This is a genomic window from Paenibacillus sp. Soil750 (assembly GCF_001428045.1).
In the GTDB taxonomy this organism is placed as follows: domain Bacteria; phylum Bacillota; class Bacilli; order Paenibacillales; family NBRC-103111; genus Paenibacillus_E; species Paenibacillus_E allorhizoplanae.
The window spans coordinates 155,914-180,871 of sequence record NZ_LMSD01000004.1 but is presented as its reverse complement, the minus strand read 5'-3'; the positions used below and the strand labels follow the sequence as shown (position 1 = coordinate 180,871).

Here is a 24,958-nt window from a genome sequence, read left to right as displayed (position 1 = left end):
CGAAATGTGCTAGATACATGGGCTTATCATTTAGAGAAATCATTCTACCTACCTACTCTCTGTGAGGTTTTTTTGCGACTTAGCATTAAATTAACAAGAATAGGTTGAAAAGTATCAGGAAAATTGTCGTCGATACGTTCGAAATAGGGATTGTTTGGTAGTTTGTCACAAACCGTGGTTAGGTAGTCAGAGGTGAACGAGAAAAAACAAAAGGCCGCCGCATCATAGCGACAGCCTACTTACATGAATTTTGCTAAGCATGTACCAATTGTTTATACACAGCCCCACGGTATACACCGTTTCGACCGTTCCTTTTGGCCTGGTATAGGGCCTTGTCACACGTGGAGTAAAGCTCCTCAAGATGTGTCCGTTCATCTGGTATGAACGTAAGAACTCCCAAACTAATGGTATAGGAAAGCTGTAATCCAGGAACTAGCGCACCTTCTGCAGCCTGTCTAAGCTTCTCAGAATAAAGCGAGGAATCTCGCTCATCCATGCCAGGTACGATGATGGCAAATTCGTCACCGCCGTATCTGGCGAAAAGATCATCAGCGCCGAGCTGCTCCATCATTCGTGTCGTGAGGTCGACGAGCACTTGATCGCCCGTATCATGACCGAATGTATCATTGATGGACTTGAAATTATCAATATCAAATAGCAGCAAGGTGATTGGTTTCTGCATTTTCGCGTAGGAAGTAATGTATTGATTGGTACGTGTGATGAACGTCCTGCGGTTCAGTGTACCGGTCAAATCGTCATAATTGGCCAGCCGAATAAGTGCTTGGTCGGTTTGTTCTTTCATCAAGAGAATGAATCCCGTATTTCCCGCAATCATGACGAAATATTGGCCTAGTAGGACCATGGTCTGATTACCGTTCATATGATAAAAGCTTATCAACGTTTCGAAGAATACGGCACTAACGGCTCGAATCAGAAGAAATACCAAGATTGTAAGGTACAGATAGCCTAGCACATGGGTCACCATGGAAGCTGCTCGTTTTTGAATCATTTTGTATGCGGGTATGAGGAGGCTCGTAGCGACACCCATGGAAACAAAGGAAATTCTGAGCTTCTCTACGTTGTCGAAAAGAAGGATGGAATGGAAGCCTATTATGTTGAAAATTGTCAAAGCAATATACAAGTTACGCGTCAGCTTGCTCAGGATATTCTGAATTTTCAGCACGGAAATGGTTTCAAAGGCATAACCGATAAAAAGTGTTGAGTTCACAAGAGAAATTGTAAGTGTATCCGATAGACCGTCACGGAGGATGAAGATCACCCACGCAGTGGCTTGTAAGCATTTTGCATAGAAAAAGTATCTGATTGTACTTTCGTTCTTATGTTGACGCCAGTAGGCGATTATGAACACGGCTGTGAATAGGTGGCCGATGACCAGTGTCAACAGGATGGTTTTCATATCTAGAAGTAGATCCATTTTGAACCTCATCTGACTGTTAGAAGTTTTGGATGTTCTCAAAAAAATGTCGAATACCATTACTTTACCATAAAATTGAAGTGCTTTGCTTCGAATTTTTGCTAACGATCATTTTCGAGTCGATTCGACTGCACAAACCAAATATTCCTTGAAATGTATGGAACAAGTGTGTCACTATAGACCTATATAGACATAAATTGAATGATGGTGATTTGGGATGAATTATTCGGGACGAATCGTTATAATTTCGGTCGTTTTAGTCACGATTGTAGCCTTAAGAACCTACGGTACGATGTATTATAATTTTCCTTCTCTTCAGTTCCCTGTCGCTGGCATATTGATTTTATTGGCAAGCTGGGTGCTAGGCACGCAGTATGATCGATTGAAGTTTCTCTCAGAGAAAGATAACCTTACAACACTGTATAACAGAAGATTCATCCTCGAAGCCTTTCCTAAGCTCACTACTTCGGTGGAGCGCAGACAAGGGCAGTTGATTTTATATTTTATTGATGTCGACAACTTCAAATTAATTAACGATTCTCGCGGTCACAAGATCGGTGATCAAGTTCTGCAGCGTATCGCGAATGTCTTACTGCTCGATTTACAGAAAAAAGATTTAGCCGCACGGTGGGCGGGGGATGAATTTCTGATCCTATCGACGTCTACGGATGCGTCCAAGAAAGAAGTACTGATCAGTCATATTCAGAATGAATTAAAGTTAGCTTCGCGAGAGTTCAATTTGGAAATATCCGTATCGATCGGGACGGCTGTGTATCCTGACGATGCGCGAACGTTGGATGATTTACTACATGCAGCGGATCTCGATATGTACTCTTTGAAGTTAGATAGGAAAAATACGAACCATTGTGGCTAGAGCCAATAAATAGAATAGTAAGAGCCTGTCACTTCAGTAGAGTGACAGGCTCTTCTTCATGTTAGAGTGGTTACTGCGAATTATAACGCCCGCATCCGATTATTTCTTGGATTGTGTTCGACTTCTGCAAGACCAAGTACCTCCATTAATGGGGGGATATACATGCCGAATCTGCCGCGGAAGCCTTTCTTCAAGCCATACCAACCGCCAATGGGGTTTTCAGGAGAGCGGCCCCAAGCTTCAACCGTTCCTTCTTTGGCTGGCTTCTGCTCATCAGCGCTACCTAGCTCGATCCAATCTCCATGCTGTTTGAGCATCTCTTGTAAGTCATTAATGCAGCGGTAGTCGTAATGCAAAACGGTTTTACCTACCGTGCAAACAAGGATGGTTTTGCCATCTTTTTCGTCTTTATACATCTCATATTCAGAGGTTTGTGGAGGTGTTTTTAAGGACCATGGATTTTCTTTCGTACCGATCACTGTCGACATTGGAGTGACTCCTCTGATTAGTATTTGTTCTTATGTACAGAATATATCAAAGAAAGGGTCGGAAACGTTGCTGGTATTTGACCATTCTGCCTTCCCAGAAGAGCAAGGTGAGCATCTTGCAGCAGGTTGGCATACGAATTATTGGGAGCCGATAGCGAAATTATTGACTTAATTAAGTGAGGAAGCGCGCTGATGGATGGCGTGCTTTTTATATTGAAATGGAGGTTGTCATTGTCAATATGGTTGATGTTTTCACGGAAATAACAATCAATTGTCCTCGTGAGCAAGTATCGGAATACGCGGCTAACCCAGATAAGGCACCGGAATGGTATGTGAATATTAACTCGGCCGAATGGCAAACACCTAAACCTCTCCAGGTAGGGTCAAAAATTGCTTTTAAAGCCAATTTCCTAGGTAGACAACTAGCCTATGTGTATGAAGTCACGGAATTTAGTCCTGGTCATAAACTAGTGATGCGTACCGCTAACGGCCCTTTTCCCATGGAAACAACGTATACGTGGGATTCAGGGGGTAGTAGTCGTACCACGCGGATGACTTTACGTAACAAAGGGAATCCGGCAGGTTTTTCCATGATATTTTCTCCGTTTATGTCTTTAATGATGAAAAGGGCTAACCAAAAGGACTTGAATAAAGTGAAGTTGATTATGGAAACGCGCTTGTGAGTGCATTAATTAAATATTCCTGGTTGCAGCTGAAATCATAAAAGTAGAAGAAGCACCCGCGAGGGTGCTTCTTCTGCTAGGCGCAAGCGCCGCTTATAGTTTGTTCGGGACAGCACACGTGCCGTCCAAACAAGCCTCATCGCTGGCTGCTTCTACAACCTGTTTCGGCTGCTCGGCGTCCCAGAGCTGTTGCATAGCGTTTAAGTAAACGCCGCTTGCTTGAGCCCCGGATATGGCATGCTTGCCGTTAATGACATAATACGGAACGCCGCGGATTCCCATGCGGCTGCCATTCTCTTCTTCGGTCCGCACCGACTGGGCGAACTGATCACTCGCGAGAACGGACAAAGCTTCTTCCCGGTCGATTCCCACGGCTGCAGCAATGTCCGCAAGGATACTGTGGTCGCTGATGTTTGTGGATTCCGTGAAATAGGCGCGGAATAACAACTCGGATATAACGGCGCCTTTGCCCTGTTTCTCAGCAAAAAGCCGTAAACGATGAGCATCGAACGTGTTCGTCAGCACGAGGCTATCGAATTGAAAGTCGAGCCCTTCTACCGCCGCTTGCTGACGCATCTTCTCATTCATAGCGATAGCTTCCTGACGGCTCATGCCGTAGCGGGAAGAGAGCATATCATAGACGTCATGCGGGACGCTTTTGGGTGCATGACGGTCTAGCTCGAAGCTGCGATAGACAACTTCAACCTGATCGCGGTGTGCAAACTCCGCTAGGGCCTGCTCAAAGCGACGTTTGCCAATGTAACAGAACGGACAAGCAAAGTCCGACCAAATTTCAACTTGCATGAGGTTCACCTCTTTGTTGGGTTAATAAAAGGATTATTTACTGAATAATAGCGCAATACTTTCATGAATGGAAGTCGGTTTTTTCCCGATGAGCTTCTCAAGGTCTGGGGATGTGTGTCCTTCTGTTCCTGCGGCCATCTTCCTGTCAATGGCAACTAGGAATTGGGAGAGACCTTCAGGCAGTCCAGCCTGAACCATACCTTGGAAGGAGTCAGCATCAGAGACGGATTGGTGTGTTACTTTTTTGCCGGATACGTGAGATAAAATGTCTGCTAATTGCTCGAAGCTCCATGACTCGGATGATGCTAATTCGTAGACTTGGCCTTGATGTCCTTCTTCGGCAAGAACAGTTGCAGTAGCCAACGCTAAGTCATCACGTGTTACTGTATTAATTTTCCCTGTACCTGCAGAATTTATAATGCTGCCGGTATCGATGTAACCCTGCAAGCTTGGATTAACATAAAGCTCCTGATACCACGTATTGCGCAGGATTGTTGTTGGAATGCCTGATGCCTTCAGCGTGAATTCGGTTGCTAGATGTACGTTAGCCAGAGGGGCGAAAGCATCGACATCCGCAAAGGCGAAACTCGTGTAGACAATGTGGGGAACGCCTGCTTTATGGGCGGCTTCAATTGCGCTAACATGTTTACGAACACGACTGATCGACTCATCTTGTGGGGAAGAAATCAGCAAAAGCTTGGATGCATCCGCAAAAGCTTGCTCCAGTGAAGCTGGATCATCCCAATCACCATAGCGAACTTCAATGCCTAGCTCTGCAAATTCAGCAGCTTTCTCTGTATTACGAACACTAACAGCAATCTCGCTTGCTGGAACTCTTGCTAATAAATGCTTGACGACTAATTTCCCTAATTCACCTGTTGCTGCGGTAACGATGATTTTTGACATAATGGACGTCCTCCTATTTATATAAAGTGTTGTTGGATAATTCGTCATAGTCATATATTATTATAGTAGCTCGAAATATGTAAGTAGTAATTAAAAAATGACCTAGTCATAAAAATAGAACCATCAAGGAAGGAGCGGGATTGCGTATGTCTCGGACAACATTTCAGGGGGAAATTCCGGAGGAACAAATCGAAGTCTGCCCCGTTACCGCCACCCAAAATGTCATTGCAGGGAAGTGGAAAATCCTTATTCTATGGCATTTAAGGGAAACGAGGAGATTCGGTGAGCTGCAGCGACTGGTGCCAGGGGTATCTAAGGGCATACTGACGTCGCAGTTGAGAGAGTTAGAAAAGGATGATATGGTTCACCGGAAAGTCTATCAGGAGGTCCCGCCGAAGGTTGAATACTCACTAACGGAAGCAGGACGAAGCTTCATACCGATCCTTGAGCGTATGGGGGAGTGGGGGAAGAAGTACGGGATGATGAGTAAAAAGAGTGGTGAGTGAAAGCCGCGAAAAGCACTTAGAAGCAAATAGAGCTTGCGGAGGTATTGCAAAGACGACTTGCAGGATCTAAGAGAGAGGATCTTGAACGAACTTGAACAGCGTCGGGGGTGGCGATCATGCAGATAAGTTAGTTAGTCATCTCCGGTTGAGGTATCGGATCAGATCTGCTTTTATAGATGAGCTGGACAAAATTAAGTTCAATTAGTAAACCCCCGACTGCGAGAGTCGTGGGTCTATTTGGGTTAACTAGTAAAGTTAACGTATTATGTAGAAGTTCACTTACTGTGGATTTGCAATAATCTTCCCGTTTTGCCATTCGAATTCATACTCAAATTGTTCGGTGGAGTCATAAAGGGCTGGTGAGTACGGACCAACAATGTGTTTGTCTGTACGTTGATCTATAAGCTGATCGGGCTGACTCTCTTTGGCAGCAACACCTAAAACCGATAGGGACACTATACAGAAAAATACGAAACCTATTTTGGCTGTCATCGTCGGATGCCTCCGTTACAATAAGATATATTCATCATACGTTGCGTATGTCATTGCAGTATTAGCTGAAAGTAAAGAGATTGTGTTACTTTTATTCTTACCCAACTCCCCAAAAATGAAACAGGTGAGCTAAGATTCGATATCAACGACGTAGTCCGATTTCTCCAAACTAAAACGAGGATAGCTTTTAAAAAAGATTAATTTTGGAAACGTTTTCAAGAACTCCAGACATTACTTAAATACATTTTGACCTCTGTTCAAACTCTTATAGTAAGAAAGCATAGATTCATATATAATTTAGGAGAAAAATGTCGAAATCATAGATATAATCTACGTTTTACATAATGGGGGAGCAGGCTAGCGTGAAACGTAAATTGTGGCAGCAAATTGGAATAGGGATCGTCGGAGGTGTTCTTGCAGCTGTTGGGCTTGCCGCGTATATCCCTTCGAATACAGAGATGAATGACTCTCCGAATATGGGTAAGCGTCATGCTATGATTCGACTGGAGGATGTCGGACTTGGCGGCGACTACAACACCCTCGAAGGCCTAGGGAAATTGCGGGCCGTCATGACCTATATTGAGTCTGAGCACGTGCCTTTTCATGTTGCTGTGATTCCAAGAAGAATGAGCTTGCAAGATGACGGTGTATGGAAGGAAAAGGGTATTGACGATCCAAATCCTGACGAAGTAGTAAGCGCATTCATTAAACTCCTCCAACAGGCAGAGCATCAAGGCGGCGTATTGGGTATGCACGGGTATCGGCATCAATATGGTGAGACGTATCGCTCCGATGGCGAGCAAAATTCAGGAATAGGCTCAGAATTTAACATTAAAGATGCACCGGAAACGCAAGAGCTATCGTATGCGGCGGAACGGATGAAAGAAAGCTTAGCTGCCTTTGCTGGAGCAGATTTACATCCCGCGTTCTGGGAGTCCCCTCACTATAAAGATACCCATGAACAACAGGCAGTGTTTCGTTCCTTCGTCGGCCTTATGTATCAACCTGATCTCTACACCAAAAACGCCAGTGATGATATGAATACCTATGATACGATCAATACGTACGGACAAGATAGTTTGGGTTCCGTCTATGTCCCTGCGCCATATCGCTATATAAGTGATGCTGCATCGGTTGACCGGATGTTGGAGAAGGCAGCGAAGGAGGACGGACTAGCCTCCTTTTACTTCCATCCATTTTTGGAATTCTCGCACCTAGAGCCTGTAATGGCCGCAGATGGAAACCCAGAAGAGAAGGATGGTATTCCCGTCTATCAATATAAAGAGGGAGACACAGGCTCCTACTTGCATAAATTGATTACCGGTTTCAAAAAGCTAGACTATCGCTGGATGTCACTGCATGATATCGTCCCTTTCACCCCAGCGCATCGCGTAATGCTGCCACCAAGAACGAAGCTGCAAAATGTCATGCTTGGCGATGTTACAGGCCGCGGACATGCGGATGTCGTTGTACGCCAACTGCATCGCGTTCTGGTTATTCCGGGGAATTACGATATGCCGAGAAATCGCCAGCAGGAAGCTTCACAAGTATGGTTAAGAGAAACGTTTACGCCCGATGAGTCACTCCTACTCGTCGATGTTAATGGTGATGGGAAGCAAGATCTGCTTGCGTATAACACAGAAACGGGGAATGTGCGGGTGGCCATAGCGGATAAGCGACAGTTCCTGCCAGTCCGCACAATCGGTGCTTTACCAATAGGACTTTCTTCTGTTCGCGCACTCCGATCTAGTCATGGCATGGGCTTAATTGCCAAAGGAGACAAGGGACTTGTGCAAGTTAACTTGTTAAATCAGCAGTTGACGTATACAGAGTCAAACACGAAGCTACCTGAGGATGCAGAAATTTTCACAGCCCAATTGCAGGACACTGATAAAGATGATGATATCCTGTGCGTCTCGCATAAGGAGAAACGCGTATCCATTATGTATCATCAAGGGCAAGGGGGGTTCGCTGATCCGCAGACTGCAGGCGGGGTTTCCTTTGGAAATAGCGACCAGCTGCTGGTTGGCGATACGAATGGCGACGGGCGAGGCGATTTAATTGCCTATACGGCGGAGACGGGCATTTGGCGGGTATTCCAGAACGAGGGCGAGAACTATTTCCAGCCACTGGATAACGAATTTGGACCCTGGGCACAAGGGAAGGAACGACGGGCAATGGTCGCCGATTTTGACGGCAATCGGAAGATGGACATCAGCTCTTATAATGAAACGGAGCATGTGTTGGATTTGGCGCTTTCGTTTCGAAGCGGAACGCCGTAGTCACGATAAAAAAAGCACCCTGAGGGGTGCTTTTTTCTTTACGAATTGACCAGAGCGTGCACCATGCAATCTGATATAATAGGTAGCGTACATACGAGATCGTAGACCACTAGAACAGTCATCATATGGAGGTTACAACGCAATGGTAAACGCAATCCTAAGCTTTTGTGTCAAAAAACAAATTGTCCGTGCAGGCATTTTCTTGCTGCTTATCATGGTGGCGTCGGCATGTTCGTCATCACAAGTAGATGTTGATATTGCAACACCTTCCGCAGCTGCGTCTAACAAGGCAACCGTCAAGGGAACGGATAAATCTACGCTAAATAAGCGAATCCCCGCAAAAGTAGTTCGGGTCGTTGATGGCGACACGATGAAGATCTCTTTTACCGACGGCGGCAAAGAAAAAGAAGAAACGATCCGTCTACTGCTTGTAGATACGCCAGAAAGTGTGGATCCCGAGAAGCCGGTTCAGCCTTTTGCGTTGGAAGCGTCCAACTATGCCAAAACGATGCTTACAGGCCAAGACGTTCAGCTGGAATTGGATGTGTCGGAACGGGATAAATATGGCCGATTGCTGTGTTATCTGTACATTGGGGATAAAATGTTCAATGAGCTCCTGCTCGAAAATGGCTATGCCAGAGTTGCGTATATTTACCCGCCGAACGTGAAATATGTCGATCAGTTCCGTGAAATTCAGAAGAAGGCACAGCAGAAAGCTTTGAAGATCTGGAGCGTAGAAAATTATGCGCAAGAGGATGGGTATCACGAGGGTGTGGTGAAGGGTGGTGCTGCGGCATCACCGAAGTCAACTACAACTCCGAAACCAGTGACGACCTTGCAGCCGAAAGCGAACACGACTTACAACTCGTGCAAGGAGGCCAACGCAGCTGGAGCTTACAAGATCAAGAAAGGCGAGACAGGCTACAGCGCGAAGCTGGATGGGGACGGGGACGGCGTAGCATGTGAGTAGTGAGACAGGTTTAGATTGATTTCCTCCATCTAGTTTCTGGTTTTCATGCAAATTTGGCCGAATAACTGGATTTCCTCCATCTAAATCAACCCATTCCAGCCGAAAAGTGAATTTGTCGCGAAAATACCTGCATATTATCCAGTTGAAGTGAATTTAAAGATGAAATTTCCGGAATTAACTGCGTATTTTCCAGTTATTTGGTGAGTGGAGGCCTAACGGGGAGTTCTCACCCGTAACCAAGCAAATAATGAAAAAAAGCACCCTCACGGGTGCTTTTTTCATTTACCTACTGCAGCGCAGTTTGCTTATCATACTGATTAAACATCATGTTATAGATAGCTGCCGACAAGACAGCAAGTGCAGCTAACAAAATGAACGTCCAGGTAAAGCCGATCCAACTGCTGATCGGGATAGATAGCGGCGCTATGGTGCGCCCGAGTGTATAACGCAAGCTAGAGGCAGCGAAATATTGACCGCGGATATGATCCGGCGCCAATCGGGACATGAAAGCTTGCTGTGGTCCTGCGGACATGAGCTCGGCCAGCGTGAAGACGGCTATCGCAATGGTTAGTCCCCAGAAGGTAGACATCTGGCAGAACATCACCATGCCCAGCGCATAGAAAAGAGAGCCGCCGATGAACACATAACGATCGCGATACATCAGCATCCACTTGGTCACGATGACCGTGAAAATGGCGACGAATAGACCATTCTCGGAGACGATCAAGCCGAACAGTTGCTTACCCGTTAGCTGGAGATTCCAGTCATTGTAGGAAAAGATCGTCGTCAACGGCATCGTTTCTTCTAAGAAGACGGGAAAAAGCAAATCCAGCTGCATGAAGGTCTGCGAAAGCAGCACACCAGCGATAACGAACAGCAGGAATACACGGTCCGTGGCAATGATTTTGTAGTCGCGCAGCTGCACCGCGATGGCATGGTACCAAGGGGTGTCAGCTTGTGCGCGATGGCGATCCGCTAGCTGCTTCGGCAGCGTTTCGTGTAAGCGTCGTGACATCATGAGCGCGAGTAACACGCAAACTACAGCAGCCGCGGCCAGCACAAGATACGGATTGTCTTTATAGAGGAGGGAACCGAGTAAAGGTCCTACAACGACGGCCATGTTCGCGGTTGTATAGAAGATGGCGAATACGCTCGACCGATGCTCCTCATCCACGACATCCGCCACCATTGCTTGGCTGGCAGGCCAATACAACGAGCCGCAAAAGCTAGCGAAGCTGAAGCCGATGAAGCTCATAACTGGCATTGCCAGCCAGGGTGAAGCGGCCAGTGCGAAGATTCCGTAGCCGACGGCTTGTCCCAAAGCGGCGATCACCATCATTCGTTTGCGTCCGAACCGATCTGCGCTGTAGCCGCCGAGCAAATTGCCGAACACAGAAAGCGCCTGCGATAAGACAAGAAGAATACCCGTCCAACCTTTTCCGAACGAATTAGCGAAGTAGATAGATAAGAACGGAAAGAATGCCCAAAAAATAACGTTAAAAGCGGTTTCTCCACCGAGGCGGATTTTTAAATTAATGTCCCAATCTCTCATCTTCATGATTTAATTTACCTCTGGTTAATTTAAGTATTTCCCTATCATACTACCAATCTTCGTGCGGAAACAAGGCGGCTGGGAGAATGAATGGTTCCAGTTGCACCATATATTAACGGGAAAAGGAGCTTGCCACAGATGAACTGTGACAAGCTCCTTCTCATTTTAATCAAGGGTAATCGAGGTGATACTGCCATTCGTTTTAAAATCTTGCGTAAACGCCACCACGGCTTTGGCCGTTATGGTGCCAGTTGGCCCTGTAATGGTAACTGTTGGCGTGGAGGAATAGCCAGCACCCGGATTTGTGATTGTAATGCCAGTTACCACACCATCAGTGACGATGGCTGTTGCGGTTGCGGAGGTCTTTTGCCAAGTTGCCGTTCGATTCCCGTTGTAGCGGTAGAAATTAGATACTTCATCCAGACGGTCGTTAGTGATGCCGTAAGGCCCAAGTACCTTCATTAAAGCGGCTTTGTTTCGTTGTGCGAGCTCATGACTCGGTTGGCTGTCTAACCCAGATGGCGTCACTCCGCTAAAAGCTTCTCGAAACACCTCAGTAGGTACACCAAGAGCGGCGGCAATCAGCACAACGGGACGTCCCTTATCTTGAGGATCTGTTGTGAGTCCACCTGAAATTACGACGGAATAGGTAGAAGGATTCGTAATTCCGCTGGCGGGATCACTGTTGGAAGGAAGTGAGCTGGCAGGTGAGTTTGGCGGGAGGCCATCTCCTTGCCCTTGCCCCGGGCAATCCACACCATCGTGGTTAGGCGGAGGCGGATTCTGACCATTAACGCGAGGGCCACCTGGCTTGCCGGCTTCTCCTTGTCTTGGCTTCGGCTTTGCTGGCTTATCCTGCGGGGCAGATGTTGCCGTTGGCGATGTGTCAGTTGCAGCGAATACTTGGCTGCCTGCGCTTAAAGCAATAATTCCACTGCCTGCTAATACAACGGATAATGCGCTTGCGAGGATGATTTTAGTTTGGATGTTCATGGGGATCTTCCCTTCGTTTTCGTAGATTTGTTGTTCCATGAGACCTATCTTATCCCCACTTGGTGAAATTACGGTGAAAGCCCGAAGGCGATAGATTATACTTGTAAGTAATAGAGCGAACGAGAGATGGTGGCGGATAGATGAAGCTTTTATTGGCGGAAGATGACGTGAAATTAGGCGAGCTAACGAAGTATATGTTGAAAAAAAAGACCGGCTGCAGCGTCGATTGGGTGCAAACGGGGAACGATGCCTTCGACTATGCCGCAGCCTCTAGCTATGACGTGGTCATTCTCGATTGGATGATGCCTGAGGGAGATGGGCGTGGCACCTGTGCTAGGCTGCGCCAGGCTGGATATCGAGGAGCTATTCTTATGCTCACGGCCAAAGACGGGCTCCGTGATCGAGTCGAAGGACTGGATGCGGGGGCGGATGATTATCTCGTGAAGCCTTTTGAAATGGACGAGCTGTTGGCACGCTTGCGGGCGCTGATGCGCAGAAGCTTTGCTCCTTTGCAGGACGACATTGTGCGAATGGGAGAGCTGGAGTTGCAACGGACGAATCAGATGGTTCGGCAAGGCGGTCAAGACATCCAGTTGTCTCCGCGTGAGTTTCAGATTTTGGACCTGCTGCTGCAGAATAAGGGGCGGACGCTTACGCGTGAGGTTATTTTAGATAAAGTATGGGGCTTGGATGCTGATGTGAATTTGAAATCGATCGACGCAATCATCAAATTAATTCGTAAGAAGCTGGAGTCTTCCGATGCACGGGAGCTCATTCAGAGCGTGAGAGGTGTAGGTTATAAAATTGAAGCGTAACAAGAGCTGGCTGAATAAGCGCCTGTCTGAAGGGAATTTATTTGACCAGACACGCCATAAACTTACGCTGCAATATAGCGGCGTGCTGATGATCTTTCTCGGGTTATTTGTTGTGATTGTGTATGCCCTGCTGTATGTGTTCATTTGGAGCGATCAACGGTCACATCTGACGGAGTTGACGAATAGTGAGCTGCAGGTTTTGCAGAAATGGGTGGATGGGGACACGAACCCGAAGCGCCAGCCACCGCGCTCTGTGGAGGATGCCTTCTCGATCAGTGCGGATCAATCGTTTTATTACCTCATTTCCGATATAGGGAATGTGCAATTAGGTGATGAGACGCAGCCGGAATTACGAGAGCAGATGATGGCATTAATCGCGAAGGGTCAGTTCAAGGGAGCGCGGACCCAGCAAACGACCTTGCAGACGTTCGATCAGCCCTCAGTGGATGTCCAAGGTCGACCGCAAAACGGGGAGGATGCCCGGTTTCTCGTGACTAATCGGGAACTCAAGAAGAACGGACAGTTGATCGGTACCTTATATGTAGGGAAGGAAGTTACCTTTCAGCATCAGCTTTTTCGCTTATTGCTCATCCTGATGGTAGGAATGGCGCTGCTCTTCTTTGTACTCGCGCTGTGGTTCAGTCATCGTATGGCGCGTAGAGCGATCATTCCGATTGCCAAAGCGTATGAGCGGCAACGCGAGTTCGTTGCCGATGCTTCACATGAGCTGCGTACCCCGCTCAGCGTCGTGCTCACTTCCATTGAGGCGCTGCAGCTCGATGCGGATGAAAGTAATCCCTTCACCAATAACGTGCTGAAGAGTATGAAAGACGAGGTCAACGCCATCACGAGGCTGACCAGCGAGCTGTTGCAGCTGGCACGGTCGGATGCTGACGAGTTCGTGCTGGAGCGTTCTGTTTTTCAAGTGAAAGCAGCTGCCGAAAGCGTAGTAACGAAGCTGCTGCCCGCAGCGCAGGCTAAAGGCATGGTGCTGCAGCTGCATGTGCCCGACCAGCTGAACGTGGAGTGGGATCGGGGCAAATTGACGCAATTGCTGGTGATTCTTATCGATAATGCAATTAAATATACGCTGGATGGCGGAGATGTGCACATCATTCTTGTGGATAAAGTAGAAAAGGGTGCCCGCTTTCTCACGCTCGACGTGAGGGATAACGGAATGGGGATCGCGCCTGAGGCACTTCCGCGTGTCTTTGATCGGTTTTATCGGCAGGATAAGGCTCGAACCCGGCAGGTTGGCGGTCATGGTCTTGGACTCGCCATCGCGAAGAACCTTGTGGATGCTGCACAAGGGACGATCCAGGTGGAGAGTCAACAGGGGGTAGGCAGCACGTTTCGCGTGCGGATTCCTGTGTAGGCAAAACCGACTAATTCTGGCGAAACGGAGCTGAAACCCCAGAATTAGTCTGCCAAACCGACTAACTCTGGAGAAACGGAGCTGAAAATCCAGAATTAGTCTGCTAAACCGACTAACTCTAGAGAAACGGAGCCATTAGCCCAGAATCCCCAGCCGTCCCATGGCATCGCAATGCGTTCAGCATTTTTTCAGTTGATTAAATCATCAAAACGCAGTATCATTCATTAATAATGATTCTCAATCGCAATTGGTGAGTTAAGGAGTGAAATGAGCATGGAACAGAACGAATTGTTTGATGTAACGGTTATTGGCGGGGGACCAGCGGGTCTGTACTCGGCTTTCTATAGCGGACTTCGTGAAATGAAGACCAAAATCATTGAATTTCAACCGCATCTCGGCGGTAAAGTACATGTATACCCCGAAAAAATGATTTGGGACGTAGGCGGTGTCACGCCGACTCCAGGAGCGAAGCTGATCAATCAGCTTGTTGAGCAAGGACTTACGTTCAGCCCGGAGGTTGTACTGAATGAGAAAGTGGAAGCAATAGCTAAAAACGAAGAGGATATCTTCGTACTGCGCACCACATCAGGTCAACTGCATTACTCCAAAACCGTGATCGTCGCTGTCGGTTCAGGCATCCTTAACCCGAAAAAGCTGGAGATCGAAGGCGCAGAGCGCTACGAAGTTTCAAATTTGAACTACACGGTGAAGTCGCTAGGGCGCTTCAAGAACAAGACTGTCGTTATTTCAGGTGGCGGCAACTCGGCTGTCGATTGGGCGAATGAATTGGAGCCTGTCGCCAAGCAGGTCATTCTCAGCTATCGCAAAGAGCAGCTAACCGGACATGAGGCCCAAGTGAAGCAGTTACAGAACAGCTCTGTGATCTGCCACTTAAATACCTCAATTTCGAAGTTATTTGCTGCTGGTGAGGACGCATCTATTGAACGGGTTGAGCTGACGAATCATGAAACGGGAGAGGTTTCATCTGTGTTGGTGGATGAAGTGATTATCAACCATGGCTATGATCGTGATACGACCTTGCTAGAGAATAGTGAAATCGAGATCGCAAGAGCGGAGAATTACTATATCGCGGGTAATGCGAACAGTGAATCCTCTGTGCCAGGACTATATGCAGCTGGGGACATTCTTAATCATCCAGGCAAAGTGCATTTGATCGCGGGAGCCTTCCAAGACGCGGCGAATGCGGTGAATAAAGCCAAACAGTACATTCAGCCTACAGCAGAGAAGTTCGGGATGGTCTCTTCGCATAATCAAGCCTTTAAGAAGCGCAATAAAGAGTTAGTGAAGCAAATGTTTCAATCGTAATCGGGAAAAGCTACATACAGCTACTCAAACAGGCACCCTGCGGGGTGCTTTTTCCCTTTTTTTATCCAATTTCGTTGTGTCGGTCTCTAGACGGAGGTAAATTCGGAGGAGTGCCCGTATAATTTCTGTAGAACTTGTCATCGAAAGGAGCACTACAATATGAACGCTGAAACACTTATTGGATATGGAATCGGCGCTGTTGTAATTATTTTAGTCATTTGGCTAAGAACACGAGGGAAAGCAAAGCCGATTCGGAATAAAGGAAGAGGCATGCTGATTCCCGTTTTCCTGCTGCTTATTGTGTTTGGGCTTAGTATTAACTCACTGACCCATATACCGGATCATCCTTTTCATATACCAGCTATTTGGGAGTTGCTGTGTGCAGGTGTTCTTGGCGTAGCGCTTGGTAGTATTATGCTGTACCATACAGGGTATGAGAAGCGTGAGGATGGTTTGGTCTATTCGAAGCCTAACCCTAATTTCAAATATGTGATCATTGCCGTTATTGCGGTCCGATTGATATTATCCCAGTATTTCAAAGGCTTGGATCCATCAGAATTTGCTGTGTTAACGATGGTTATGGCGTATTTGTACATTTGCGTGTGGCGCATCGGCAGCTTCCTCAAGTACCGGAGGGTTAGTGCTAGCTAAAAATACATGCGTTTAGGAGCACCCTTGGGGTGCTCTTTTTCAATTCACAAGTTTTCCCCATCTTCTCGGACTTTGCTATAATAAAAAGAACTACATAGAAGCAGGTGATGTCCCATACTAGTGATCAAGTCAACTGAAGTGCAAGAGCTGCTTGCGATGCCAGCCTGTATTGAAATCATGGAAACGGTCCTCTCCGATTTGGTAAAAGGACAAGCCGTGCAATCGTTACGATCTGTTGTCCCGCTGGAAGGCGGCAATGTGATGGGGCTGATGCCGACATATTTAAAAAGAGATGAGAAGGTTGGCGCCAAAGTGATCACCGTTTTTCCTGGGAATCATGGAAAAGGCTTATCTTCGCATCAAGGTTTTGTCTCACTGTTCAATTCGACCAACGGTCAATTGGAAGCGATTGTGGATGGCACCCGAATCACCGCCATCCGAACCGCAGCGGTCAGCGCAGCAGCAACGAAGTTGCTGGCTAAGCCCGAGGCCGCGACCCTTGCCGTGATCGGCACGGGCGAGCAAGCCCGCACGCACATCGAGGCGATGCTGCTCGTGCGCCCGATCACGAAGATCCAGGTATGGGGGCCGAATCCGGCCCATGCCGAGCGATTAAGAGCCGAGACGGCAAGCCGCTATCCGGCTGTCCTCGTCTCGTGTGCATCCTCCGCACAGGAGGCCGTGGTGGATGCGGATATCATCTGCACGGTGACGGCGTCGACGACGCCGATCGTGCAGGGCGCGTGGATCAAGGAAGGCGCGCATGTGAATGCCATCGGCGCCTGCCGAGCCAAAGACCGCGAGCTCGATTCCGAGCTGGTGCGCCGGGCTGAGCTGTTCGTGGACCGCACGGAGTCCGCCGTGAACGAGGCGGGTGACTACCTGATCCCTCTGCAGGAGGGAGCCATCAGTGAAGATCACATTTTAGCTGAAATTGGTGAGCTATTAGTGGGTGCGAAAGAAGGAAGACGCTCTGCCACGTCCATCACGCTGTTCAAATCATTAGGACTTGCCTGCGAGGACCTCGCAGCAGCGCACCACATCTACAAGGAAGCGATTCTTACGCACAAAGGAACCCACATTGACTTCTAGGAGTGAGCATCGATGAATTCGACAGAAGGGCTATATCCATTTAACCTTACACCAGAGCAGGAAGAACGTGCACGGGAGCTGCATGAGAGCTCGATTATTATCGATCTTTTGTTCCAGGGACCGCTGTCCCCGAAGGCAATTCCAGAGGCTATTTCCGAGAGCATTCGGGAGGCGTGTGAGCCGTATAAAGAGGATTCATGGACATACAGCGCGATGCCGAGCAAAATCATTCACGATATGGCGGCTCGCGGAGAGATCTCCGAGTTTAAGGAAGAGTGGTACCGTTCGGGTATCACGGCAGGGAATCGTCAGCTGGATGTATCTAGTGTGGACAAGATCCTGATCAGTATGGGCGACATTCAGCGACAATTTGATGCGAACGACTGGCTTGTAAAAGCTGTGACGGCGGAGCAGATTCGCGCAGCGAAGCGGAACAACCTGAAAGCAGGGATCGTAACCGCTCAGGAAACCGACGGCTTAGGCAAGAATCTAGAGCTGCTCGAGGCGATGTACAATTTTGGGCTGAGAGTGCTGCAGCTTACCTATAACAATCAGAATTATATTGCGTCCGGATGTATGGAAGAGGCGAATGGCGGCGTGAGCAAGTTCGGGATGCGTTTTATTAGCAAAATGAATGAGCTAGGCATCATCGTAGACACGAGTCATTGCGGCAAACAAACGACACTAGACGCGTGCCGACTTTCAACAGCGCCAGTGATTGCTTCGCACACGGGTGTTGAAGCGATTTACAATCATAAGCGCTGCAAAAGCGATGAGGAATTCCAAGCCATTGCCGCAACGGGCGGCGTCATTGGCGTGTTCGCCATGCCGTGGTTTGTCCACGGGGATCCGAATGATACGACGATTGAGCATGTGCTCGATCATATGGACTATCTCGTCCGACTAGTCGGCGTGGACCATGTCGGGATTGGTACAGACTGGCCAATGAGCGATGTGGCGTGGTCGTTGGTGTATTTTAAAGAGCATATTGCGCCTCGCATTGGGTTTGCCAAAGGGGATGGACCCTCGACGGAAACGGTGAAGGGGCTTGAGACATATAGCTATTTTATTAATTTTACCCGTGGCTTGGTGGCCAGAGGTTACTCGGATGAGGATGTTCGGAAAATGATGGGTGGAAATTGGCTGCGCGTGTTTGAAGCGGTGTGCGGGTAGGGGGTGGCGGAGATGACGAGAGAGCGATGGACGAGCAACTATAAGATGTATGCGGCTGGCGTATATGAAGGGGCGATTCGTTTTACAGATAGCGCGATCATGCATGCCAAAGTGGATTCACGTCGGCGTACGCAGATGCAGGAAAATGTGCTTTCAGAGCAAGCTGGCTATATCATTCCTTTGCACAAAATTAGTGTGAATCAGTCCCATTATGCGGGTGCGGAGTGGCAGGGAGACTCTGTTACGCTGGGGAATGGTGAGCTGTATCAGAAGCATATCCAGTACACGGGTGAAGTAGCGGGTAGAGAGGTCGTTGCGCAGGTCTGGGCTTTGCGTAAGGATACCGCGCTTGATATCGTGACTGTGGACGGCTGTGTTGTCGCATTCGTGGCCCCGAACCGCTATGGCATGGAAGTGCTGGTCGTGGACGGTTATGAGGCGGTGACACCGCTTGTGGAGTATGCAGATCCGCTACTGTCTAAACCGAAGTTTGGCGTGGATGACCATGGGGCTGATTTAGTACCGATGCGCGATGGCGTGCGTTTGGCAACGGATGTGTATCTACCGGAGGGCGTGGCACCAGGAACGAAGCTGCCGACGATTCTGATTCGCACGTGCTATGACCGTAATATGCGGAAGACGTTTTTTAAACGGTGGGCGAACAAAGGTTACGCCGTCGTCAATCAGGACGTTCGCGGCCGTGCCGATTCCGAAGGCGAACTCGTGCCGTTCTTTTATGAGCGTGACGATAGCGCGGATACGATCGATTGGATCGTGGCGCAGGGCTGGTCCGATGGTAACGTTGGCATGTGGGGCGCTTCGTACCTCGGCTACGTAGTCACAGCCGCAGCGACGAGCGGGCACCCGAACTTGAAGGCCGTCGTGAACGAAGTGAACGTCGGTTCGCCGTTCGTAGATACGGTGCGCAAGGGCGGCACCGTGTGTTCGTGGCCTTTGCTGTGCTGGACGTTGGCGCAGTCGGTGGGGACGCGGACGGATTTTGATATCTTCGGGGGGCGGACGGTCAGCCCTGAGAAGGCTGTTGATGCGAGGCCGATTCGCGAGATTCCGCAGCAGATGATCGGTAAGGCTTCAGGTCCGTGGGATATTTGGAGCGAGCATCCGGACTATGATGATTTCTGGCGCAATTGTACATATAGCGAGCGCGGAGAGCACGTGAAGGCCCCGATGTTCGTCATCTCGGGCTGGTACGATGGCGATAGTGCGGGCGTTTCGGAGACATGGCGGATGCTCACCAAGCATGATGTGCCTAACCGCAAAATCTGGCTCGGCCCGTGGGAACACGGCCCAAACCGCGCACGTGACCTGCTCGACACGAGCTTCGGCAACGATGCCGTTGTGTACAACTACGATGTGAACGTGCTGCGCTGGTTTGATCGGTTTTTGAAGGGCATTGCCAATGGCATCGAGCAGGAGCCGCGCGCTAGTTATTATGTGGTCGGCACCAACGAGTGGCGGACCTCCGATGATTGGACGCCAAGCGAGGCGACGGCGACGAAGTGGTTCTTGGGCAGCGGCGGGCGAGCCAACTCCAGCCTTGGGGATGGCTCGCTGACGCTCGGCAGCGGTGCGCACGGGGATGGCGAGTCGGACACGTTCGTGTACAATCCGGAGGAGCCCGTGGCGGATAGCGGCGAGCGTGAGCCGGAGAACATGCGGAAGCATGAGCTGCGCAGCGACATCCTCGTGTACACGAGCGAGGTGTTGACGGAGGCCGTGACCGTGGCGGGCGAGCTGTCTTGCGAGCTGTACGCGTCGAGCAGCGGAGTGGACACGGATTGGGTTGTGACCTTAAGCGATGTGGACCCGAAGGGGAACTCCATCAAGCTGTCCAACTACATCGTGCGCGCGAAATACCGTGGCGGTTTGGATGTGCCGAAACTGCTGACGCCGGGGCAGGTCGAGAAATATGCGATATTTATGCAAAATATCGCGCATACCTTCCCTGTCGGGCACCGCTTACGATTTACAGTGACTTCGTCTAGTAAAATGATCGCGTTCCCGAACACGAATACCGGCTTGAATCCGTATGAGGATCCGCAGCCGGTTGTGGTGACGCAGAAGATTTATCACTCGGAGGCGTATCCGAGCCATGTGAAGCTGCCGATTTTGGGGTAGGCATGGGAAGAAAAAGACACCTTGTCGAGGTGTCTTTTTTGCTAGGCGCGCAAGGTAGGTACGAGCTGGGCATTCGATGCTTTCGTCATGTGCAAAGCTCTATGAATCATCACGATGTATACAATGTCCGCTATCGTGGTCAGTAGACACAGCAGCAATAGTAAGAATGAATCCGGGTACAACGAGTAGCAGAGCACGGACGCGCACAAGGTGCCAATCATTTTGTAATAGGCGATGTAGATGGTCTGGCCTTTGAGCCCTTGTTTAAAAGGAAGCTGGATAAACAGAATCGACATCATCAAATTGATGCCAAAGGCTGTATATTTTCCCTCTTGATCATGAAATTCAACGATCATGCCGACATGGAGCAGCAAGGCTATGACAAGTAAGGAAAAGATAGCAGGCAAGAGTAAACGTGGTGGATATTTGGGTTTGGCAAAGTAGACAGCTTGGAACAAGATGACACAGTCCAGAAGAAGCCAGACGAGCGAAACAATCATCTGCAGCGGGTGGAAAGGCATCACGAAGGCGAAGAGAAACTCCCACGTAATGTTAGCGCAAATAGCTGGTAGCGGCATGCCGCAGGCGCGATCCTTGAACCCTTGGATAATGATGAGGATATAGGTGATCGTCCAGAAAATAGCTAGTCCATATTGCAGAAATAGCTCCATTTGATTAGATAGCAAGTGCTGCATCTCCATAGTGGGACGCACATCCTTTCGAGGGTGTCTCTCTCCATTTCTATGTACAACCCTCTGGAAAAAGAAGGGGTCTATGTGGACAACTTGAATGTTTTATAAATGGAAAATGTTAGCTAAACTCATACTGAGTTAATAGTTTCTATTGAATTCTCCTTACATTTTTCCGATAAGATAGGCTTGGGATAAAGAGAGAGAATGCTAATAAATTGAAATTTCGGAGGATTTAGATGCAAGCGACAGCTAGATTAGAAGAGTGGATGAGACGTACACAGTTAAAAATGAATTTGAAGCAAAAACTTATTGGTTCCTTTGCAGTTGTTCTACTGTTTATGGGTATTTTGGGTCTTACCGATATGGTAAGGATGAAAAATATGAAGCAGGATATGACGGAGATTGCTCAGAATTGGATGGTCGGAACTCAGCTGATTCAGGAATTCAGTTATTTGACGGAGCATTTTGCGAAGGATTTAGTAGGTGTTAATAATCAGAAGGATGCCTCAGTGAAGCTAGAGTTAACGCGTGACATTCAAGCGACGATTAGTAAAGGTGACAAGGCGATAAACAGCTACGGCAACTCGCTAGCTGATGAAGAAGATGAGAAAAATTACAACATGATTCTAGAACAATGGGGCAATCTAAAAAGCAATTACCTCAAGTACAGTAAGGCAACAGACGAGATTGAACTAATTAGGCTCTATGACGAGCTAACACAAAGCTATAATTTTGTACAAACGATAAGTCGCAAAATGGTTGCCTTCAACCAACAAGGCGCAGATGAAAGTGTGGAAAAGAATGCAGCGGCGTATCGCAGCAGCATCATAAGCGGTATTAGTCTATTGATCGTCGCAATATTGTTATCCGTTGCGATTACATGGGTGATTGTCCGTAACATTACGAGACCCGTTATTGCCGCATCTCATGTGCTGGTTCGTATGGCAGAAGGGGATCTGACGGCTTCGGAGCTACGTTTTAGTAATAAAGACGAAATTGGCGTCCTCGTTCAGGCGGTAAATGGGATGATACGTCAAATGCGCGACGTCATGGCTCGTATGCAGGAATCGTCCAGTGCCGTGGCCTCCTCTTCTGAGCAGTTGTATGCGAGTTCGGAGCAAAACAGCGAAGCCTCCCAGCATGTCGCTGTGGATATTCAGACCATTGCCACAGAAGCAGAAACACAGCGCATCAACGCGCTGGAATGTGCTCGTGCAATGGACGAAATCACGATTGGCGTACAGCGCATTGCTGAAACGACGTCAGACGTTTCCGATCTGTCGGTCCATGCATCTGAGCAAGCACGCAAAGGTCAAGCGGATGTTCAACATGTAACGATGAGTATGAACGCTTTAAGCAGTGCGGTTACACAGGCGAATCAGACGATTCTCCAGTTGGCCGAGCACTCTCAGAACATCGGTAAAGTATCGCAAATGATCGGCGAAATTGCGACGCAGACGAACCTCCTTGCCTTGAATGCAGCCATTGAAGCGGCTCGTGCTGGTGAAGCTGGTAAAGGCTTCGCGGTTGTTGCAGAAGAGGTTCGCAAGCTAGCTACGCAAACAGGGGAGTCGGTTGGTGCGATCAGAGGTGTGGTTACCAACATTCAAAAGGATACACAAGAAGCAGTTAAAGCGATGGATGCTGGACTGGTTGAGGTGCAGAAAGGACTTCAATCCGTCGATCGCACGGAACTGAGCTTCCAAGCCATTGTTCGCTCCGCAGACGAAGTGGCTTCCAAGATTCAGGAAACAGCAGCGGCTGCCCAGCAAATGGCGGCAAGCTCGCAGCAAGTCGCCGCAACGGTCACCAACATGGAGCACGTAGCGAAGATCACCTCGGAGTTGTCGCAGAGTGTAGCTGGGGCGACGGAAGAGCAGCTGGCTTCCTCACAGGAGGTTACGTCATCTTCCCAGATGCTCGCAAGCATTGCCCAAGACCTACAAGACGTGATTAATACATATAAAATGCACTAATTCATACAACGGACACGAAAGACACCCTAGCGGTGTCTTTTCTCATCGCTGCATTTGCGTAGAGCGATCTCCATGATTTAAACTAGCAAGGAATGGGAAAATAACCATGACCAAAGGATGGAATTCTGTATGAATATGATTACGAATCAGTTTTCGATGAATGATTTGAAAAAGTTTAAGCACGAAATTACACGTTTTATGATGACCTATAAGTTTGCGCTGGATGAAATGGAGACGAGAATTGATATCCTCGTTCAAGAATTCGAGATGCTGCATGAATATAACCCGATTGAACACACGAAGTCTCGGTTGAAATCGCCTGAAGGTATTTTTCAAAAGCTGATGAGAAAAGGCGGAGAGCTCTCTTTCGAAGGCATTAAGGGCAGCGTGAAAGATATTGCCGGCCTGCGAATTACATGCTCATTCGTGTCTGATATTTATGTCATTTCCAAGATGTTGAGAAATCAGAATGATCTTCATATTTTGAGCGAAAAAGACTATATCAAGAATCCGAAGCCGAATGGCTACCAAAGCTTACATTTGCTCATTGAAGTGCCTGTACATATGTCGGACCGCGAAGAGCGCGTCTGTATGGAAGTGCAAATTCGTACGATTGCTATGGACTGTTGGGCAAGCCTGGAGCATAAAATATTTTATAAGTTTAATGAAGGCAACCAAGCTGTACCCGCTCGTCTCTTAGAAGAGTTAAAGCAAGCAGCAGCCTCAGCGGCGGCACTTGATTCACAGATGGAACGGCTGCATGCGGAGATCAGTGTGATTAAGGAAGAGCAGGCGGATATCGCCGAAGAAGCCTTGAATCAAATCATGATAAGCAATCAGAAATTTGCGTTGCCGAAAGCACTGCTAGCGCTCATGAGTGAAGAGGAGTCCTAGATGGCAGATGAAGGTAATTGGGTGAAGAAGGTGTTTTCGTGCTATAATAGAAGGATCGGATTGAGAAGGGTGCGAAAACATGCAATCATTTGAAGACTGGAATCAAAAGGTGAAGACAACCTTCAACGCGACTAGCAATGAAGCGGTGCTCACGGTAATGGAAGCGGGTAAGATCTTAGGTCTGTCCAAAGATCAGATGAAGCAATATGTAGACAAAAACAATTTGACGAAAGTGCCGATCATGCGAAGTGTGCACCGTTATCTATTATTAGAGAGTGAGATTACTCAGATTGTGGGGAAATAAGTAGATGAAGGTTCAGAATTATGTCAATCATCGACGTATGCATCCGTTGTTTCACTATGTGTTTTCGTTGTTGGCATTAGGCTTAGTGGTTCTATCCATTATGCAGCTCGTTAGCGCTTTACGGACCAACGATCAGGTGCTGCCAGCAGTCATTTTTGTCCTCATTGCTGTTATTGTGGTTGTGATCTTTGTGCTTATCCGTTCCTACCCGATCAAGGCGCAGGATCGGGCGATTCGGGCAGAAGAGAACCTTCGGCACTTCGTGCTGACACAGAAGCTGTTAGATAAGAAATTGACGATGGGACAAATTACGGCTTTGCGTTTTGCATCGGATGAAGAGTTTCCTACACTTTGTAAGAAGGCAGCAGCGGAGCGGATGAGTCCGGATGCGATTAAGAAAGCAATTCGCAGCTGGAGAGGCGACAATTTTAGAATTTAATAGAATGTCTGCTAGGAAGACACATCTACGGATGATGTCTTTTTTTGTATTTTCTTACGTCGTTTTGTTGAAAATGTAGTTATTTTTTCCTAGGACT

At 48.2% G+C, this 24,958-nt stretch carries 24 protein-coding genes; 16 read left to right on the top strand and 8 right to left on the bottom strand.

Features of this window, described 5'->3' with window-relative positions; genetic code table 11:
- Positions 1-253 precede the first annotated feature (253 nt).
- Positions 254-1,435 (bottom strand): GGDEF domain-containing protein, encoded by a 1,182-nt coding sequence (locus tag ASL11_RS06145; protein ID WP_056611122.1) that lies wholly within the window; start codon positions 1,433-1,435, stop codon positions 254-256.
- A 217-nt stretch (positions 1,436-1,652) separates the two neighbouring features.
- Here ASL11_RS06145 and ASL11_RS06140 point away from each other — a divergent pair, with 217 nt between their 5' ends.
- Positions 1,653-2,309 carry a GGDEF domain-containing protein gene (locus ASL11_RS06140; RefSeq protein ID WP_056611119.1) on the top strand — a complete coding sequence of 219 codons (657 nt, stop codon included), beginning with the start codon at positions 1,653-1,655 and terminating at the stop codon, positions 2,307-2,309.
- 80 nt (positions 2,310-2,389) lie between these two features.
- On the opposite strand, the gene ASL11_RS06135 is transcribed toward ASL11_RS06140, so the two are convergent.
- On the bottom strand, positions 2,390-2,797 hold the full coding sequence (locus ASL11_RS06135; protein WP_056611116.1) for a DUF6855 family protein: 408 nt from the start codon (positions 2,795-2,797) through the stop codon (positions 2,390-2,392).
- A gap of 239 nt (positions 2,798-3,036) precedes the next feature.
- Here ASL11_RS06135 and ASL11_RS06130 point away from each other — a divergent pair, with 239 nt between their 5' ends.
- The gene (locus tag ASL11_RS06130) at positions 3,037-3,480 is read left to right on the top strand and encodes an SRPBCC family protein (RefSeq protein ID WP_056611113.1); all 444 of its coding nucleotides are present in this window, start codon (positions 3,037-3,039) and stop codon (positions 3,478-3,480) included.
- Between the two features lie 93 nt (positions 3,481-3,573).
- Here ASL11_RS06130 and ASL11_RS06125 read toward each other — a convergent pair whose 3' ends face one another.
- Positions 3,574-4,284 carry a DsbA family oxidoreductase gene (locus ASL11_RS06125; RefSeq protein ID WP_056611110.1) on the bottom strand — a complete coding sequence of 237 codons (711 nt, stop codon included), beginning with the start codon at positions 4,282-4,284 and terminating at the stop codon, positions 3,574-3,576.
- Positions 4,285-4,317: 33 nt separating this feature from the next.
- On the bottom strand, positions 4,318-5,190 hold the full coding sequence (locus ASL11_RS06120) for an SDR family oxidoreductase (protein ID WP_056611108.1): 873 nt from the start codon (positions 5,188-5,190) through the stop codon (positions 4,318-4,320).
- 146 nt (positions 5,191-5,336) lie between these two features.
- Between ASL11_RS06120 and ASL11_RS06115 the strand changes: the two genes are divergently transcribed.
- Positions 5,337-5,696 (top strand): winged helix-turn-helix transcriptional regulator, encoded by a 360-nt coding sequence (locus ASL11_RS06115; RefSeq protein ID WP_056611105.1) that lies wholly within the window; start codon positions 5,337-5,339, stop codon positions 5,694-5,696.
- 279 nt (positions 5,697-5,975) lie between these two features.
- Here the strand turns inward: ASL11_RS06115 and ASL11_RS06110 are convergent, their stop codons facing one another.
- Complete coding sequence (locus tag ASL11_RS06110) at positions 5,976-6,188, bottom strand: hypothetical protein (protein ID WP_056611102.1); 213 nt, start codon at positions 6,186-6,188, stop codon at positions 5,976-5,978.
- Between the two features lie 362 nt (positions 6,189-6,550).
- Between ASL11_RS06110 and ASL11_RS06105 the strand changes: the two genes are divergently transcribed.
- On the top strand, positions 6,551-8,470 hold the full coding sequence (locus ASL11_RS06105; RefSeq protein ID WP_056611099.1) for a DUF2334 domain-containing protein: 1,920 nt from the start codon (positions 6,551-6,553) through the stop codon (positions 8,468-8,470).
- 142 nt (positions 8,471-8,612) lie between these two features.
- A complete protein-coding gene (locus ASL11_RS06100) occupies positions 8,613-9,440 on the top strand; it encodes a thermonuclease family protein (RefSeq protein ID WP_056611097.1) in 828 nt (275 codons plus the stop codon).
- A gap of 286 nt (positions 9,441-9,726) precedes the next feature.
- On the opposite strand, the gene ASL11_RS06095 is transcribed toward ASL11_RS06100, so the two are convergent.
- Entirely contained in the window at positions 9,727-10,998 is a 1,272-nt protein-coding gene (locus ASL11_RS06095) for an MDR family MFS transporter (protein WP_056611094.1), read from the bottom strand.
- Positions 10,999-11,157: 159 nt separating this feature from the next.
- Positions 11,158-11,985: a hypothetical protein gene (locus tag ASL11_RS06090; RefSeq protein WP_157256830.1), complete on the bottom strand. Its 828-nt coding sequence runs from the start codon at positions 11,983-11,985 to the stop codon at positions 11,158-11,160.
- A 140-nt stretch (positions 11,986-12,125) separates the two neighbouring features.
- Here ASL11_RS06090 and ASL11_RS06085 point away from each other — a divergent pair, with 140 nt between their 5' ends.
- The 7 genes from ASL11_RS06085 (at position 12,126) to ASL11_RS06055 (ending at position 20,556) form a co-directional block, all read left to right on the top strand.
- Entirely contained in the window at positions 12,126-12,800 is a 675-nt protein-coding gene (locus tag ASL11_RS06085) for a response regulator transcription factor (protein ID WP_056611087.1), read from the top strand.
- Complete coding sequence (locus tag ASL11_RS06080; protein WP_082595289.1) at positions 12,790-14,175, top strand: sensor histidine kinase; 1,386 nt, start codon at positions 12,790-12,792, stop codon at positions 14,173-14,175. The genes ASL11_RS06085 and ASL11_RS06080 overlap by 11 nt, the downstream gene beginning before the upstream one ends.
- 273 nt (positions 14,176-14,448) lie before the next feature.
- Positions 14,449-15,501 carry an NAD(P)/FAD-dependent oxidoreductase gene (locus ASL11_RS06075; protein ID WP_056611081.1) on the top strand — a complete coding sequence of 351 codons (1,053 nt, stop codon included), beginning with the start codon at positions 14,449-14,451 and terminating at the stop codon, positions 15,499-15,501.
- A 159-nt stretch (positions 15,502-15,660) separates the two neighbouring features.
- Entirely contained in the window at positions 15,661-16,152 is a 492-nt protein-coding gene (locus ASL11_RS06070; protein WP_056611078.1) for a CcdC protein domain-containing protein, read from the top strand.
- Between the two features lie 120 nt (positions 16,153-16,272).
- Positions 16,273-17,244 carry an ornithine cyclodeaminase family protein gene (locus tag ASL11_RS06065; RefSeq protein ID WP_056611075.1) on the top strand — a complete coding sequence of 324 codons (972 nt, stop codon included), beginning with the start codon at positions 16,273-16,275 and terminating at the stop codon, positions 17,242-17,244.
- Positions 17,245-17,256: 12 nt separating this feature from the next.
- Positions 17,257-18,417, top strand: a complete 1,161-nt coding sequence (locus ASL11_RS06060) for a dipeptidase (RefSeq protein WP_056611072.1) — start codon at positions 17,257-17,259, stop codon at positions 18,415-18,417.
- 12 nt (positions 18,418-18,429) lie between these two features.
- The gene (locus ASL11_RS06055; protein ID WP_056611068.1) at positions 18,430-20,556 is read left to right on the top strand and encodes a CocE/NonD family hydrolase; all 2,127 of its coding nucleotides are present in this window, start codon (positions 18,430-18,432) and stop codon (positions 20,554-20,556) included.
- A 41-nt stretch (positions 20,557-20,597) separates the two neighbouring features.
- Here ASL11_RS06055 and ASL11_RS06050 read toward each other — a convergent pair whose 3' ends face one another.
- Positions 20,598-21,242 carry a transmembrane-type terpene cyclase gene (locus tag ASL11_RS06050; RefSeq protein WP_063795489.1) on the bottom strand — a complete coding sequence of 215 codons (645 nt, stop codon included), beginning with the start codon at positions 21,240-21,242 and terminating at the stop codon, positions 20,598-20,600.
- A gap of 242 nt (positions 21,243-21,484) precedes the next feature.
- Between ASL11_RS06050 and ASL11_RS06045 the strand changes: the two genes are divergently transcribed.
- The 4 genes from ASL11_RS06045 to ASL11_RS06030 all read left to right on the top strand — a co-directional run bounded on the left by ASL11_RS06045 (position 21,485) and on the right by ASL11_RS06030 (position 24,861).
- Positions 21,485-23,224, top strand: a complete 1,740-nt coding sequence (locus ASL11_RS06045) for a methyl-accepting chemotaxis protein (RefSeq protein ID WP_056611062.1) — start codon at positions 21,485-21,487, stop codon at positions 23,222-23,224.
- Positions 23,225-23,359: 135 nt separating this feature from the next.
- Positions 23,360-24,118, top strand: coding sequence for a GTP pyrophosphokinase (locus tag ASL11_RS06040; RefSeq protein WP_056611354.1), 759 nt, complete (start codon positions 23,360-23,362; stop codon positions 24,116-24,118).
- Between the two features lie 79 nt (positions 24,119-24,197).
- The gene (locus ASL11_RS06035; protein ID WP_056611059.1) at positions 24,198-24,422 is read left to right on the top strand and encodes a hypothetical protein; all 225 of its coding nucleotides are present in this window, start codon (positions 24,198-24,200) and stop codon (positions 24,420-24,422) included.
- Positions 24,423-24,426: 4 nt separating this feature from the next.
- Positions 24,427-24,861, top strand: coding sequence for a DUF6526 family protein (locus ASL11_RS06030; protein WP_056611056.1), 435 nt, complete (start codon positions 24,427-24,429; stop codon positions 24,859-24,861).
- Positions 24,862-24,958 lie beyond the last annotated feature (97 nt).